Consider the following 15,674-nt stretch of genomic DNA (forward strand, 5'->3'; position numbering starts at 1 on the left):
TGTCTCAAAATAATATTAATTTTCAGCAACTTATATTAATTTCAGAATCACCTTCCTGTTTTATGATCTGTATTACAACAAAAAGAGACCGCCAAATTGACGGTCTCCCAAATAAAACATTAAGGATTTACAATCACTTCCAGCCTCCGCCTAAGCTCTTATAAATATCCACAACTGTACTCAGCTGTTTTTGTTTTGCTTCCACCAGTTCCATTTTAGCATCCAGTGCATCTCTCTGGTTCAGAAGAACTTCCAGATAATCTGCTCTTGAATTTCTAAATAACTGGTTAGCAATATCTATTGATTTATCCAAAGCCTGTGTTTCTTCAGACTTCAGTTTATAATACTGATCGATGTTTTTCACTTTAGACATTAAGTTTGCAACGTCTAAATAGGCATTCAGAATTGTTTTGTCATATTCATACAAAGCCTGGATCTGTCTTGCATCCGCAGTCTGGAAATTGGCTTTGATGGCGCTTTTGTTAATGAGCGGTCCTGCCAGTTCACCTGCTAAATTGTAAGCAATAGATTCCGGCATTTTCACCAAGTAAGAAGGTTTAAATGCTTCTAATCCTAATGTCGCAGAGATTTCCAATGAAGGATAAAATTCTTTTCTTGCTGCTTCTACGTCTAGTTTTGATGACTTTAACTCCAATTCCGCCTGTTTGATATCAGGACGGTTCGCCAATAATTGAGACGGAATTCCTGTATATACCGTTTGCGGAATTGTGGTCATAAAATCTTCTTTTGTTCTTACAATCGGTTGTGGATAACGACCACACAGCGCATTAATCTGATTCTCTTTTTCGGTAATTTCCTGACGGATTGTATATTCTGATGCTTTAGATTTTGCAAGCTCGGCTTCAAATTTTTTCACCGCCAATTCAGTAGTTGCTGCAGCTTCTTTCTGAATTTTTGAGATTTCCAGAGCTTTTTGCTGAAGTTTAATATACTGCTGAATAATATCCAGCTGATTGTCCAAAGCAAGCAATTCGTAATAGTTATCGGCAACTTCTTCAATCAGGTTCGAAAGAACGAAATTCTTCCCTTCTACTGTCGAAAGATAATGGGCAACCGCAGATTCTTTCTCTGTTCTTAATTTTTTCCAGATATCGATTTCCCAGTTAGCCATCAAACCGCCCTCGAAATTCCCAAGCGGATCCGGCATTTCTTTTCCGGGTTCGATTTCTGTGGTAGCATCCCCCGCTCCTTCACTTGTATAACGTCCAGCTTTCTTCAATCCGGCGCCAACCCCAGCAGTTACTGTAGGAGTTAATCTTCCTTTTTTCGCTAATACTCCACTTTTTGCAATTTCAATTTCCTGCAAAGTGATCATCAGTTCCTGATTGTTCTTTAATGATGTTTCAATTAAAGCCACTAAGTTCGGATCAGTGAAGAATTGTCTCCAAGGGGTTGTTCCGATGTTATTACTGGCATCCCCCTGATCTTCCTGATTAAAATTCTGAGGGACATTTTCTTTTACCTCGTCTTTTATGACAGTCGCCATTGGCGCCTTACAACTTGCTAAAACAAGCGATAAGGCGATGGCTGCTATATATTTATTATAAATCTTCATGTTTGTCATCGTGTTGATACGGTTCTGTTTGTTCTGTTAAAGGATTTTCTTCTTCATATTTTGACAATCTCGACTTTTCGGCGATCGTTCCGAAGATATAATACAATCCAGGAATAATCATCAATCCGAAAATAGTTCCGATCAACATTCCTCCTGCTGCTGCTGTACCAATGGTTCGGTTACCAATTGCACCCGGTCCGGTTGCCATTACCAAAGGAATCAAACCTGCAATGAATGCAAAAGAGGTCATCAAAATCGGACGGAAACGGATCGCTGCTCCTTCAATCGCCGCCTGAGCGACAGGAATTCCTTCTTCAGCTTTTTTCTGAACGGCAAATTCCACGATCAATACGGCATTTTTACCCAATAGACCGATCAACATCACCATTGCTACCTGAGCATAAATGTTGTTTTCTAATCCTAATAATTTCAAACATAGGAATGCTCCGAAAATCCCTGTCGGCAATGATAAGATTACCGGTAACGGAAGAATGAAACTTTCATACTGTGCCGCAAGAATTAAGTAAACAAATCCTAAACAGACTAAAAATATATATATCGCCTCGTTTCCACGGCTTACTTCATCTTTAGAAATACCTGCCCAGTCAATACCGAAACCTCTAGGAAGGGTCTTGTCTGCCACTTCTTTAATCGCTGCAATTGCCTGTCCGGAACTGTATCCCGGTGCAGGAGTTCCACTCACCTCAGATGAGTTATACATATTATGTCTCGTGATCTCTGATAAACCGTACACTTTTTCCAAATGCATGAAATCTGAGTAAGGAACCATCTGATCTTTATCGTTTTTAACATACAATTTCAATAGATCTGTCGGCAATGCACGATATTGAGGTCCTGCCTGAACAATTACTTTATAAGGTCTGTCGAAACGGATGAAACTCGTCTCGTAGTTGGAACCGATTAAAGTTGATAAATTGTCCATTGCATTTTCGATCGTTACGCCTTTTTGCTCGGCAAGATCGTTATCTACTCTCAACATATATTGCGGGAAACTCGCAGAATAGAATGTAAATGCAGAACCCAGTTCAGGACGTTTTTTCAGTTCCTTTACAAAGTCGTTACTTACCTGTTCCATTTTGTGATAATCTCCACTTCCTGCTTTATCCAGCAAACGAAGCTCAAAACCACCTGCAGCACCATATCCCGGAATTGACGGCGGCTGGAAGAATTCTATGTTCGCACCCGGAATATTTTTAGCCTTTTCTTCAAGCTTTTCTATGATTTCCGCGGCAGATTCTTTACGGTCTTCCCAACTTTTTAAGTTGATCAAACAAGTACCTGAGTTGGAACCTGTACCTTCTGTCAGGATCTCATAACCTGCCAATGAAGAAACGGATTGTACTCCATCAATACCTTCAGATTCTCTTAATAGTTCTCTGGCAATCTGGTTAGTTCTTTCCAAGGTTGAACCCGGTGGCGTCTGAATAATCGCGTAGATCATCCCCTGGTCTTCCGCCGGAATAAATCCTGATGGAAGGGAATTACTCAGGAAGAATGTAGCAGCACAGAAAGCCAATAACAATGGAAGTGTAACCGTTTTTTTCTTCACTGTTTTGTTCAGCATTTTCTCGTATTTCCCAGCTCCTTTTGTAAATAAACCGTTGAATTTATCTAAGAAAATAGTAATAGGAGTTCTTCTCTTAGGTTTTCCGTGGTTATTTTTTAAGATTAAAGCACATAAAGCCGGAGTCAATGTCAAAGCTACAACCCCTGAAAGAATAATCGCAGAAGCCATTGTAATAGAGAACTGACGATAGAAAACCCCAACAGGACCAGACATGAACGCAATCGGAATGAATACGGATGCCATTACCAAAGTAATTGCGATGATCGCCCCACTGATTTCATGCATCGCTTCTTCTGTTGCCTTTAACGGAGATAAATGTTTTTCTTCCATCTTGGCATGAACGGCTTCAATAACCACAATCGCGTCATCGACCACAACCCCGATCGCCATTACAAGGGCAAAGAGCGAGATCATGTTTAATGTAATTCCAAATGCCGACATGACTGCGAATGTACCTATCAATGAAACGGGAACCGCCAAAGCAGGAATCAATGTTGAACGCCAGTCTCCCAAGAACAGGAATACCACGATTGCCACCAAAATAAAGGCTTCAAATAGGGTATGAACTACTTTTTCAATAGATGCATCCAAAAATTTTGATACATCATAACTGATGTCATAGTGCATTCCTTTCGGGAAGGTTGTTTTCTGCAATTCAGCCATCAAAGATTTTACATTTTTGATAACGTCACTTGCATTGGATCCGTAAGATTGTTTTACAGTGATCGCTGCAGAAGGTTTACCGTTCAATGTAGAATAAATGTCATACATCGATGAACCGAATTCGATATCTGCAACATCTTTTAATCTGATAAATTCTCCGCCCGGTTTTGCTTTAAGAATAATATTTCCGTAATCTTTTTCATTGTTAAAACGGCCCGGATATTTTAAAATATATTCAAATGACTGAGATCTTTTACCGGAACTCTCCCCTGTTTTACCAGGTGATGCTTCTAAACTTTGTTGGTTTAAAGACTCCATTACTTCATCTGCTGAAATACTGTAAGCCGTTAATCTATCTGGTTTCAGCCAAATACGCATTGCATATTCTCTTGTTCCCAAGATGTCTGCGAAACCAACTCCGCTTACCCTTCTCAATTCAGACATCACGTTGATATCTGCATAGTTGAAAAGGAATTTCTGGTCAGCTTTCGGATCATCACTATACAGGTTGATATACATCAACATGTTAGGTTCTTCACGAGTGATTTTCACCCCTTCACGAACTACCAATGGCGGAAGTTTGTTTACAACCGAAGATACACGGTTTTGTACGTTTACAGCGGCTACGTTAGGATCGGTTCCCAAATCGAAAACCACCTGAATAGAAGCTTCCCCGTCGTTTCCGGCATCGGAAGTCATATATTTCATTCCCGGCACCCCATTTAAACCTCTTTCTAACGGAATAACCACGGATTTGATCAACAATTCGTTGTTGGCACCCGGATATTCTGCTGTGATGTTTACTTTTGGCGGTGAAATGGAAGGGAACTGTGTAATCGGCAACTTCGTCAGGGACAAGACTCCCATAAATACGATAATCAAAGAGATTACGATAGACAGAACAGGTCTGCGAATGAATTTCTTAAACATAAAATAATATAAATTATTAATGATGAATGATAAGTGATGGTTTGAACAGTTTACATGATCAATGATCGCTTATCAATTATCGTATTTCTTACTCTGCTTTTAATTTCAACGATTGAAGAACTTTTTTCGGATCCTGAGCTTTAACCTGAACTTTCTGATCGTCTTTCACTTTCTGTACTCCTTCTAATAGAATTCTGTCGCCTGTTGCCAATCCTGAACCAACAACATATACATCAGGAAGTTCATAAGCTATTTTAATATTTCGGGATTTTGCCACTCCGTTTTTATCAACTACAAAAACGTATTTCTGATCCTGAATTTCGTATGTTGCTTTTTGAGGAATGATTAAAGCGTTTTTCAAAGGCAAAGTCATTCTCACTTTTCCTGTTTCTCCGTTTCTTAACAGCTTTGCAGGGTTCGGAAATTTAGCTCTAAAAGCAATGTTTCCTGTTTCACTGTCAAATTCTCCCTCAATGGTCTGAACTTCACCTTTTTGAGGGAAAACATCACCGTTTGCCATAACCAAAGCTACCTGATTGCTTCCTCTTGAGGCTACATTTCTCTGGTAATTCAGATATTCCGGTTCAGAAACGTTGAAATACGTGTATACATCATTGTTATCTGAAAGAGAGGTTAATAAATCTCCTTCATCAACCAAGCTTCCCAATTTCAAAGGAATTCTGTCAATAATCCCTGAAAACGGAGCTTTAATGTCTGTAAATGACAAGTGAATCTGGGCCAATTTAGCTTCTGCGTTGGCAGCATCCAATTTAGCTTTAGCCATTGCTCTTTCGTTTTTAGAAACAATGTTGTTACTTGCTAGTGTACTGGCATTTTTCAATTCAATAGTAGCCTGCGCTACTTCTGCCTGTGCTTTCAATAGTTCTGCCTGATAAAGCTTTGGCATGATGCGGAATAGTGTCTGTCCCTGGTGTACAAACTGGCCTTCATCTACAAAGATTTTCTCAAGGAAACCTTTCTCCTGTGCACGAACTTCGATGTTCTTCACAGATCTGATCTGAGCTACATATTCTTTATCAATTACCGTATCCATTACTACTGGAGAGGTAACAGGATAAATCGTAGCTTCTTCTTTTTCTTCTTTTTTCTTGTTACAGCTTGTGAACAATAAAAGACTGCTTAGCGCAATGCTTGCGACAACTCTTTTCATCATAATTCTAGAGTTTATATAAATCGTTAATGTTTTAATTTGGAATGAAAAATGGTAATATAGAATGGTGACGAAGTGATGATTACCAACAAACACAACGCAGATATTTTCCCGCCGGCAGAGCCAACAGAAAATAAATCGAAAAATAAAATCTTAGATTCTGATAGAACGAATCAGAATGAATCTTTTTACAGAGTCAAATTCAGAGAGGAAACCATGAATAGTAGGCTTAAGTCTTTTGAAGCTTTTCAGTCCAAAAATATAAACCAATGTAAAAATACTCGCAAAAACAACCATAGCCTGAAATGTATCAGACAATTGGAAATCATCTTCCGTAAGTTCCAGAGAGTAAGCATTGCTTGCATCATCCGGCGACTGTTGCATAGAAAGTTTTTCGTAGGTTTGGTTTAAGCGGTTTGCTCTTTTAGGTAAATTCTGAGAATTGTGATGGGTATAATCGTTTCGTAATGTTTTGACGTTGATCTTACTTTCCACTACGAATAGCAGAAAAAGACTGGTCAAAAAATACACGATATAATTTCTCATAATTTTGAAGGCACAAATGTATGTTTTAGTTTGCATAAAAATCAAACCAATTTTATGATAAATGACATGTATTAACAATATTTAACTCACCTTTAAATATCCTGAATAACAATTAACCTTTCATACATTGATGGAAACAACCAGCAAAGAAACATTTAATTATTATTGATTCTCAATTATTTATATCTATAATCTTCTAAAAAGCCCTCATTAGCACAAAAAGTCATAAGAAAACATTAAAACTAGAAGAGATTTTAAAAATAAAATATTCATTTAATTTCAGACCCACTATATAATTTATAATAATTTAACAGTTTCTATCTAAAAAAACAATAACTTTGCCAAACAAATCACACCAATGAAACACATCAAAATAAATTATTATGAAAAAAAATGTTCTTTTCGCGGTCTTCGCTCTTATACTTACCTTACTGTCATGTAACCATTCCACTAAAGAAAATGAAGTTGCAGCCATAGAGCCTGCCAGAGAAATTATAAAGGACAGTATTACCAAAGCCACTTTTGTAGATGATTTTGGTGATCAGATGGAAGTGATCATCAATCATACTCAAAATACAGCCAAGATTTTTCTTGATGGTAAGACATACGAAATAAAAAAAATCGACGAGCTGCCGGAATATACTGCTGCAAACGAAGCTTATCAGTATTCTAATATCCGAGGAAATATCACATTTCTAAAAAAGGATGCGGATATGGTATTGTTTCATTACAAACCAACCAAAGAAAACAGTCCTACTAAAATGGCTTCTTACTAGCCAATCCTTTATTATATTTAATCCAAACCTTATCACTATGAAAAATCTACACCACTACATTATCATTTTCTTTTTATCAGTATTTCTTTTTTCCTGTAATAGTGCCAAACAGTCATCCAAAAATGACATTACCGAAAAAACATGGAAGCTTACTGAGCTTAATGGTAAACCCATTCAATTGAAAAATCCTAAAAACAACCCTTATTTCAAACTTAATACAAGTACAATGAGATATGAAGGACACGCCGGATGTAACGGTATAGGAGGAAGTTTTGAAATCAAACCGGATATCATGCGTATAAAATTCAATCAGGGAATGTCTACCATGATGGCCTGTGAAGATTTAGAAACCGAACAATTATTTAGTAAGGCTTTGTTAGCTGCAGATAATTATTCGGTAAATGGTAATACTCTTACTCTTAACAGAGCAAGAATGGCTCCTTTAGCGAAATTTGTTCTTAGCAATTAAACACAATTTACCATATAGTAAAAAAATCGGGTCATTGTTGACCCGATTTTTTTTTAATTTATAAATCTTTTCATATCTACTTCTTCAGGTAGCTGAGAATCATTTTCAATGCAATCATATAACACTTTGGAAAAATAACAGCCATTCAATATTCCTCTTGCTCCTAATCCGTTAAACACATACATACTCGAGTGATCTGAATGTTTTCCAATAATAGGCCTTCTGTCTTTCACGGTAGGACGAAACCCAAAATTGACTTCCTGTATTTCAAAATCGTAAGGATAAAATTCAGCTAAACCATTTGTCAACTGTTCTACAGCAGAATCATCAATATGATGGTGAAGCTGGTCACGATCATAAGTTCCTCCGTAAAAATATAAATCGTTGTCTAATGGAAACAAAAAGTGTTTCTTTTTAATGGTAATATTCTGATCTAAAGATTTTGATAGTTTTACTTTAATATGATGTCCTTTATTGGCATTTACAGTAATATCTGAAAAGAAAGGATTTTCTTTCACTCCCATTCCTTCGCAAAAAATAATATTCTTAAAATTAAACTCTTTATAAACGGAATCAGCAGTGTTAATTTTAGAATATTCAAATTTTTCTTTAATCAATTGTCCTCTGTTTTCAAGAAAATCAAATACACCCATGAAAAACCCCTTAACATTGAGTCTCGCAGACTGATTAACCTTTCCTGTATTAAAATCGTTTTTTACTACCTCTATGTGATCAAAATTTTCATCCAAAAAATCCTGAAGCTCTATATTTTCAGATTTTTTAAGCCAAAGTTTCTGTTCATTTTCATCGTGAAAAATTCTGTGAATAGGTGCATCTATTAAATAATTATTTCCCGTATAGGCTTCAATTTCTTTTAATGAGTCCTTTAGAAAATCTATCTGTTCCTGAGCCTTCCAAAAAGTAGTAAATTTCTTTAACACTACAGGATTGATTATTCCCGCAGACACTTGTGAAGCGCTTTTTTCACCTTCGGAAAACATCACGAATGATTTATTATTTTTAATCAATTGATGAGCAAAAAAAACGCCTGCATATCCATCTCCAACAATTATATAGTCTACATTTTTCATATAAGAATCTTCATTTAATTAAGGTTTCGTTTAATTATGCCTTTCAAAACTAAATAATACTACATTTCACAATAAAAAAACCTGAGTAAAAATACTCAGGTTTTGTATATGAATCAAATGAAATATTAATAATTCCACAATTCGTTTTCCATTTCAAGAATCTGTGCTTTGATTCTATCACTTTCTTCAAGTTGTTCTTCAGCATTTCTAGGAACATAATCCTTGATGCTTCCGTCTCCTAAACCGCTTGATGATTTATAGATTACAGAAGAGAATCTTCTTGCATTGATAACGTCATCAAAAGATAAATCAGCAGCTGAATTTTTTCTATTGAATACATAGTTATTTGCCAAGATATCTCTCGCTTTAGGATAGTATACCCAGAATAGATCGATTAACTCATCTTTTCCAGCAATCGCTTTTCCTTCAGCATCATAAACACCCTGAACCGCAGGATCTGGTCCCATTGCAGCAATACCAAGAGGTCTGTATTTCATTTGACCATCTCTTTTGTCAATAAACCACATTCCCATTATTTTCAACATTTTAACTTTATCAGTTGTTGTTTGAAAATAGTCGGTATATTCTTTTTTCTCTTGTTCAGTTAACTGTCTACCTGATTGTAAAATATCAATTGCAGCATCATTTAAAACAACTTTTTCAAGTCTTTTTTTGATACCTTCTGCAGAAAGTTTTGTAGTAAAATCCTCATCGTCATATACTTCTTCAATTTGACCGCTTAATGCAGCATCTAATAGAATCTGATATAATGATCTAGTATTTTTAGACAAAAGACCGTTTGGATTGTCATAATAGAAAGGCTGATTGATTTTATCATTCAAATCTATAATTTCCCAAACATACATACCTTTTAAGATATCCTTCTCATCTACAAATCCGTACTCTAGTGGTTTTACTTTATTACTAATAACAGTATCTCCCACTTTTCTCATATTTTCAGCTCTCATTTGTCTGAACTCTTCCGGAGAAGAAGCATTTAGAATAGACTGAGATAATGCAAACCCAGAAACTAAAACTAAAAGACTGCTAATATATTTTTTCATAATAATTGCTATTTAAACTTATGGAACATGTATAATAATTGGAGTGATTTTCTTAATAGGTCCTTCCAATCCTTGAGCTGTCGCCTTTATTTCAATAATTGATACATCATCACCAGGTCTAACATTTTTCAACAGACCTGCTGCATCTTGCAATGAATTTCCTTTTACAAGCATTGCTGCTCTTCCCGGGATTCTAACCATAAATTCAGTTACGGTAAATGATACAGGGAAGTCGAAATCTGGAATCGCTGCCTGAACCGTTTGATTCTGGATAGACTGAGCCGGCATTGTCAATACATTCTGTCCTCTCATCTGTCCTTGCGGTGGCGGTACATTCTTAATTCTGTATTCAAATTCCTGAGATACTACTTTACCATTAGGTTCTCTACCTGACAAGATCAATTTAACAACATTTCCTGCTTGTGGTTTTACAATCCACTTACCTGTACCAGTACTTCTTACCAAAGCACCTGGAGCAGATAATGTAAGTTTAGAATTATCAGCACCTAAGATAGATCCAGATACTGGGTTTTCTAATCCTCTATACATTACATTCATCTTATCTGCAGAAAGTAATAATCCTTTTTCAAGTTTTACCTCTTGTGGACCTGCAATTACATTATAAGTATGAGTCCAAGTGAAAGGCTGAGCTTTTCCACTAGCATCGGTAAGTGTAATCACACCACCAATTTTGTGTTCTCCTAATCCTCCTGTGTTTAAAGAAAGGAATCCTTTTCCATTTTCCTGTCTTCCAACACCACTGATACTAATCTTGTTACTGTTAGAGTAGTTACCCAACATTACAACTGCTTCAGCTTTATTACCTGCAACGATATCTGTAGGAGCAGAAACAATAGCTTCATAGCTTGTAAACTTGATACTAGCATCTACTTTTTCTTGTAGCATTAACGCCAATGCATCTGATTGTACATTTCTTGCATCATTCTGAATAATTCCTAAGTTAGAAATTGCCGCAATAAGTGGCTGGTGATAGAATTTATTCTGAAACCAAGTTTTACCGTTCGGAGATTTTCCTTGAGGATATTCTGCGATTAAAGAAGCGTTTGCTCTTTCAACCAATTTTGCCAGCTGTGAATTTCCACCAAATGTTGCATTGATATAATTTCTTACATCATCAATTTTAGATTTTAAATCCAGAGCATTTTTTGATGGACTATTTTCATCTCCTCCCTTGAAGAAGAATTCTGTAGTTGCTTCATTATTATTCAATGCAGAGAAGTTTTCACTTACATCCATATCCTTCCCCTTTTCATCTTTATCGTGGAATTCTGATTGTTTTTTAAGTGTAACTTTTACATCTTCTGCTGCTTTTACCAACCCATCAATTTTATCTCTCAATACTTGATACTGTGCCCAAGGCTGAGCATAAGTATCTGGCACTTGTTGCGCTTTAGCTTCAAGTGTTTTTTCGAAGATATCTTTATTTTTTTGTTCCGTTAAATTACGGGTTTGATTAAGGGATACTGTAGAGTCATAAAATGACCTGATAATTTCAACATCAATGTTTAGGGCCATCATCGCGATGAACACCAAATACATAAGGTTGATCATCTTCTGACGTGGAGTCTGTTTTCCTTTTGCCATTCTCTTTTCTTTTGTTTGATTAAATAATTAAAATTTAGAAATGGTTAAGAAATTAAGACTTCATTGCAGTTAACATACCGCCATAAACTCTATTTAAGTTATTTAAGTTAGATGTTAAGCCTTGTAATTCTTGATTGAATTTTTCTGATTGCTCAGCAGATTTTTGCATATCTGCAACATATTTGTTTGCAAATTCTGATTGTCTCTTTCCGCTTTCTAATTGCATTGCGTATAGAGCATTCATACTTTCCATATGTTGAGCAGCTTTATTCAACTGATCGTTGTATTTATGAGTAGAAGCAGATACATCTACCGTTTGGTTAATCTGATCTACAGAGCTTGAAAATTTATCGATTCCTGTTCTCAATCTGTCAAATAATTGAACGTCAAGCTTTGCATCCTGTAACATTTTATCAAGTTTACCAGAAAGAGAGTTTTCTAGCTCAGCTAAATGATTGTTGTTATTTCTAGTAGAAACATTAGAATGTAAAGGGTTAGGATTTGCATGTTTATCTAATAATTCAGGGTAAACATTTTCCCAAGCATAAGACTCTTCATTTTTCGGTGGATCAAAGGCAAAAATAACGAAAATAATAGCCTCAGTAACAAGCCCTACCGTAAGAGCGATGTTACCATTAATAGGTCCTAGTGTAATGTGAGTAATTTTAAGCCAAGCTCCTAGAATTACAATTGCAGCACCGAATGAATAGAAGAAATTCATCCAAGCATCTTTAGTCTTAAACATATACGTTAGTTTTTTTTAATGTTAGTGTAAATTAGTTTTTGGTTTTTATCTGTTTATTTTTCTTGGCTTTACCGCAGCTTCAGGAATGTCCTGTACTGTTCTAAATCCAATATAACTTCTAGCAGAATCTTTTCTTTCCCAATCTCTCATACCTGTCATCAACATATATCCCACATCTTTCCAAGAACCTCCTCTTACAGATTTTCTAGTATCAGACTTATCTTTTGTAGATGGATTAAGCGTAGATGTAAATACAGCAGATGAATTATTATATCCTGATTCTGTCCATTCAGCAACGTTTCCGGCCATATCGTATAAACCAAATCCGTTCTTTCTAAATTTCTTTACAGGAGCTGTATAGGTATAAGTACCTTTTTTATCATCTTCCATATAGTTACCTCTTTTTGGCTTAAAGTTTGCAAGATAACAACCTCTGTCATCCATTAAATAAGGTCCTCCCCAAGGATAAGCTGCATTTTGTTTTCCACCTTTTGCTGCATATTCCCATTCTGTTTCACTAGGTAAACGGAATTGTATTGGTCTTTGTTTTCTTCTTTTTAAACTTTCGTTGTAATCAGATTTTAATTTGGTTCTGAAATTACAATAAGCTCTTGCCTGATCCCAAGTTACTCCAACTACAGGATAGTCTTTATAAGCTTTGTGCCAGAAATATTGTTCAAATAATGGCTCATTATATGTAAAGTGGAAGTCTTTAACCCAAACTGTTGTATCAGGATAGATTGCAATACTTTCTCTTTTCAAATAATTTACCCCTCTTTCATTATCAGCAATAGCAGCATCCATATCTCCCCACTGATAAGTATATTTTAATTTACTTACATCTAGGATTCTTTCATTTCCAACTCTAGAAGAAGCTGGTAAATACAAAGATTCTAAAACTTCAGCATATTCTACATCCGGATACTTTGTTGTATTCCAATGCAAAGGAATTTTCCAATCTAATTTCTTACTTGCATCGTAGCTTCCGTCATTTCCGCCACCTTGGCCTTCTAAATATTCTTGATATGGTGTTAAGTTGTCTTCTTTTTTAGCAAGGTAAGCATAGTCTCCTATACCTGTACCCTTTCCTCTTCCATCTCCGCCTTCACCTGCAGCTTCAGCAAGTAATGTTCTAGCGATAGAGTCTCTCACATAATTAATAAACAGTCTGTATTCTGCATTCGTAGTTTCAGCTTCATCCATGAAGAAAGAAGAAACCGTTGATGTTTTCAACGCTGATTTTTCCGGAGAGTTTGTTGGGTCTTGATCTGCCATACCCGCAATAAACGAGCCTGCAGGAATCGCAACCATACCATATGGTCTTTCCGCAACAAATGATTTTGCTTTTTCTCTTGGTATCAATTCTCCTTTCGTTCCTGGTTTCCCTACAGAAGAAGTACCACCACCTGAACAAGATACCGACGCTACTGACGCAGACAATAATAAAAGAAATATCCTTTTCATGTTAATTTTTATAATTAAGCCGTAAATATATAATTTTTTTAAGAAACTTTTAAGATTTTTTTTGAAATAACGGAAGAAATCTAAATTTATTTTATTTACACCAAATTTTTATTCCACAGTTACAGATTTCGCAAGGTTTCTTGGTTGGTCTACATTCGCTCCTCTGTACACTGCAATATAGTATGCCAATAACTGTAAAGGTACTGATGCAACGATTGGTGAGAAGCATTCTGAAGTTTCAGGGATTTCAATAACATAATCCGCCATTGCACTTACCTGAGTATCTCCTTTATTAACAACAGCGATAATTTTACCTTTTCTTGCTTTAATTTCCTGAACATTACTTACAATCTTATCATAATGTCCTTTTTTAGGTGCTATAATAACAATTGGCATATTTTCGTCAATTAATGCAATTGGCCCATGCTTCATTTCTGCAGCAGGATATCCTTCCGCATGAATATAAGAGATCTCTTTTAACTTCAATGCTCCTTCCAATGCAGCAGGATAGTTATATCCTCTTCCTAAATAAAGGAAGTTTGTAGTGCTCACAAAGTCTTTTGCAATATCTTGCACCAATTCGTTCGTTGAAGCTAAGACATCTTCAATTCTTTTAGGAATAGCATCTAACTCAGCAATTAAGCTCATGAAATCTGCGTTTCCTAAATTCCCATTATGTTTACCTAATTTAAATGCAATTAAAGTAAGGATGGTAAGTTGAGCAGTAAAAGCTTTTGTAGAAGCCACTCCAATTTCAGGACCGGCATGAGTATATGAACCTGCATCTGTAATTCTAGCAATGGAAGAATCTACAACATTACATATACCATATATAAATGCTCCTTTTTCTTTTGCTAATTTTAAAGCAGCCATTGTATCTGCAGTTTCTCCAGACTGAGAAATCGCAATCACTACGTCTTTATCAGTAATAATTGGGTTTCTATATCTGAATTCCGAAGCATATTCTACTTCAACAGGGATTCTTGCATATTCTTCAATTAAATATTCACCGATAAGACCTGCATGCCAAGAAGTGCCACAAGCAATGATGATAATTCTGTTTGCATTCTTGAACTTTTCAATATGATCCCAGATTCCGGCCATTTTGATAACTCCTTCATCTACAAGAAGTCTACCTCTCATGGTATCGTGCACGGATTTTGGCTGTTCGAAAATTTCTTTTAACATGAAATGCTCATAACCCCCTTTTTCGATCTGCTCTAAACTTAATTTAAGTTCCTGAATTTCAGGTTTAATTTTAGAGTTATCATTAATCGTTCTGATATCTACCCCGTTTTCTAAAGAAATAGTAGCCATATGACCTTCTTCAAGATAAATAGCTTCCTTCGTAAACTCTACGAAAGGTGACGCATCTGAAGCAATGAAATATTCTTTTTCTCCAATACCGATTGCCAAAGGAGATCCTAATCTTCCTACTACCAATACCCCTGGGAAATCTTCATGCATTACTGTGATAGCATACGCTCCATATACCTCATTAAGTGCATATCTTACTGCAGTTGGAAAATCCGTTTCAGAATTCAAATCCATGAAATACTGGATAAGATTCACCAAAACTTCTGTATCTGTTTCTGATTTGAAGGTAAAACCTTTTTCAGTAAGCATTGTTTTAATGGTATCGTAGTTTTCAATAATCCCATTATGAACAAGTGCAATCTTATTATTGTTAGAAAGGTGTGGATGGGAGTTTCTATCACTTGGAACTCCATGTGTAGCCCAACGGGTGTGGCCCATACCGATTTTAGAAGTCCCTTTTAGGCCTTCAGAAATCTTTACTAAATCATCTACCTTCCCTTTCGTTTTCTCAACTTCTAATTTATTATTTCCATCTTCTAAGACAATTCCAGCACTGTCATACCCTCTATATTCCAATCTTCTAAGACCGTTGATAACAATATCATACGCATCCTGAAATCCTGTATACCCTACTATTCCGCACATAATTTATCTCGTGTTTTTTTATTT

12 protein-coding genes are annotated in these 15,674 nt (G+C 35.9%); 2 read left to right on the top strand and 10 right to left on the bottom strand.

Features of this window, described 5'->3' with window-relative positions; translation table 11 throughout:
- Nucleotides 1–133 precede the first annotated feature (133 nt).
- The 4 genes from JI747_RS15450 to JI747_RS15465 form a co-directional block, all read right to left on the bottom strand.
- Complete coding sequence (locus tag JI747_RS15450; RefSeq protein ID WP_225689786.1) at nt 134–1,576, bottom strand: TolC family protein; 1,443 nt, start codon at nt 1,574–1,576, stop codon at nt 134–136.
- Nucleotides 1,563–4,757, bottom strand: coding sequence for an efflux RND transporter permease subunit (locus tag JI747_RS15455; RefSeq protein ID WP_225689787.1), 3,195 nt, complete (start codon nt 4,755–4,757; stop codon nt 1,563–1,565). The genes JI747_RS15450 and JI747_RS15455 overlap by 14 nt, the downstream gene beginning before the upstream one ends.
- An 88-nt stretch (nt 4,758–4,845) precedes the next feature.
- A complete protein-coding gene (locus tag JI747_RS15460; protein ID WP_225690037.1) occupies nt 4,846–5,928 on the bottom strand; it encodes an efflux RND transporter periplasmic adaptor subunit in 1,083 nt (360 codons plus the stop codon).
- A 153-nt stretch (nt 5,929–6,081) separates the two neighbouring features.
- On the bottom strand, nt 6,082–6,474 hold the full coding sequence (locus JI747_RS15465) for a hypothetical protein (RefSeq protein ID WP_225689788.1): 393 nt from the start codon (nt 6,472–6,474) through the stop codon (nt 6,082–6,084).
- Between the two features lie 383 nt (nt 6,475–6,857).
- Between JI747_RS15465 and JI747_RS15470 the strand changes: the two genes are divergently transcribed.
- Nucleotides 6,858–7,250, top strand: a complete 393-nt coding sequence (locus JI747_RS15470) for a hypothetical protein (protein ID WP_225689789.1) — start codon at nt 6,858–6,860, stop codon at nt 7,248–7,250.
- A 37-nt stretch (nt 7,251–7,287) separates the two neighbouring features.
- Nucleotides 7,288–7,719 carry an META domain-containing protein gene (locus JI747_RS15475; protein ID WP_225689790.1) on the top strand — a complete coding sequence of 144 codons (432 nt, stop codon included), beginning with the start codon at nt 7,288–7,290 and terminating at the stop codon, nt 7,717–7,719.
- Between the two features lie 53 nt (nt 7,720–7,772).
- On the opposite strand, the gene JI747_RS15480 is transcribed toward JI747_RS15475, so the two are convergent.
- The 6 genes from JI747_RS15480 to glmS all read right to left on the bottom strand — a co-directional run bounded on the left by JI747_RS15480 (nt 7,773) and on the right by glmS (nt 15,650).
- Nucleotides 7,773–8,810, bottom strand: a complete 1,038-nt coding sequence (locus tag JI747_RS15480; RefSeq protein ID WP_225689791.1) for an NAD(P)/FAD-dependent oxidoreductase — start codon at nt 8,808–8,810, stop codon at nt 7,773–7,775.
- Nucleotides 8,811–8,935: 125 nt separating this feature from the next.
- Nucleotides 8,936–9,874, bottom strand: a complete 939-nt coding sequence (porN, locus tag JI747_RS15485; protein WP_225689792.1) for a type IX secretion system ring subunit PorN/GldN — start codon at nt 9,872–9,874, stop codon at nt 8,936–8,938.
- 18 nt (nt 9,875–9,892) lie between these two features.
- Nucleotides 9,893–11,479, bottom strand: coding sequence for a type IX secretion system motor protein PorM/GldM (porM, locus tag JI747_RS15490; protein ID WP_225689793.1), 1,587 nt, complete (start codon nt 11,477–11,479; stop codon nt 9,893–9,895).
- Nucleotides 11,480–11,531: 52 nt separating this feature from the next.
- On the bottom strand, nt 11,532–12,224 hold the full coding sequence (gene porL, locus JI747_RS15495; protein WP_225689794.1) for a type IX secretion system motor protein PorL/GldL: 693 nt from the start codon (nt 12,222–12,224) through the stop codon (nt 11,532–11,534).
- 45 nt (nt 12,225–12,269) lie between these two features.
- Entirely contained in the window at nt 12,270–13,688 is a 1,419-nt protein-coding gene (porK, locus tag JI747_RS15500; protein WP_225689795.1) for a T9SS ring complex lipoprotein PorK/GldK, read from the bottom strand.
- A gap of 108 nt (nt 13,689–13,796) precedes the next feature.
- Nucleotides 13,797–15,650: a glutamine--fructose-6-phosphate transaminase (isomerizing) gene (gene glmS, locus JI747_RS15505; RefSeq protein WP_225689796.1), complete on the bottom strand. Its 1,854-nt coding sequence runs from the start codon at nt 15,648–15,650 to the stop codon at nt 13,797–13,799.
- Nucleotides 15,651–15,674: the final 24 nt, after the last annotated feature.

Source organism: Chryseobacterium tagetis, from assembly GCF_016735585.2.
GTDB classification, from domain to species: Bacteria; Bacteroidota; Bacteroidia; order Flavobacteriales; family Weeksellaceae; genus Chryseobacterium; species Chryseobacterium tagetis.

Bases quoted from the DNA above. Each gene is read 5' to 3' on its own strand.
- JI747_RS15450 (WP_225689786.1), bottom strand. From the start codon at position 1,576: ATGAAGATTTATAATAAATATATAGCAGCCATCGCCTTATCGCTTGTT.
- JI747_RS15455 (WP_225689787.1), bottom strand. From the start codon at position 4,757: ATGTTTAAGAAATTCATTCGCAGACCTGTTCTGTCTATCGTAATCTCT.
- JI747_RS15460 (WP_225690037.1), bottom strand. From the start codon at position 5,928: ATGAAAAGAGTTGTCGCAAGCATTGCGCTAAGCAGTCTTTTATTGTTC.
- JI747_RS15465 (WP_225689788.1), bottom strand. From the start codon at position 6,474: ATGAGAAATTATATCGTGTATTTTTTGACCAGTCTTTTTCTGCTATTC.
- JI747_RS15470 (WP_225689789.1), top strand. From the start codon at position 6,858: ATGAAAAAAAATGTTCTTTTCGCGGTCTTCGCTCTTATACTTACCTTA.
- JI747_RS15475 (WP_225689790.1), top strand. From the start codon at position 7,288: ATGAAAAATCTACACCACTACATTATCATTTTCTTTTTATCAGTATTT.
- JI747_RS15480 (WP_225689791.1), bottom strand. From the start codon at position 8,810: ATGAAAAATGTAGACTATATAATTGTTGGAGATGGATATGCAGGCGTT.
- porN (WP_225689792.1), bottom strand. From the start codon at position 9,874: ATGAAAAAATATATTAGCAGTCTTTTAGTTTTAGTTTCTGGGTTTGCA.
- porM (WP_225689793.1), bottom strand. From the start codon at position 11,479: ATGGCAAAAGGAAAACAGACTCCACGTCAGAAGATGATCAACCTTATG.
- porL (WP_225689794.1), bottom strand. From the start codon at position 12,224: ATGTTTAAGACTAAAGATGCTTGGATGAATTTCTTCTATTCATTCGGT.
- porK (WP_225689795.1), bottom strand. From the start codon at position 13,688: ATGAAAAGGATATTTCTTTTATTATTGTCTGCGTCAGTAGCGTCGGTA.
- glmS (WP_225689796.1), bottom strand. From the start codon at position 15,650: ATGTGCGGAATAGTAGGGTATACAGGATTTCAGGATGCGTATGATATT.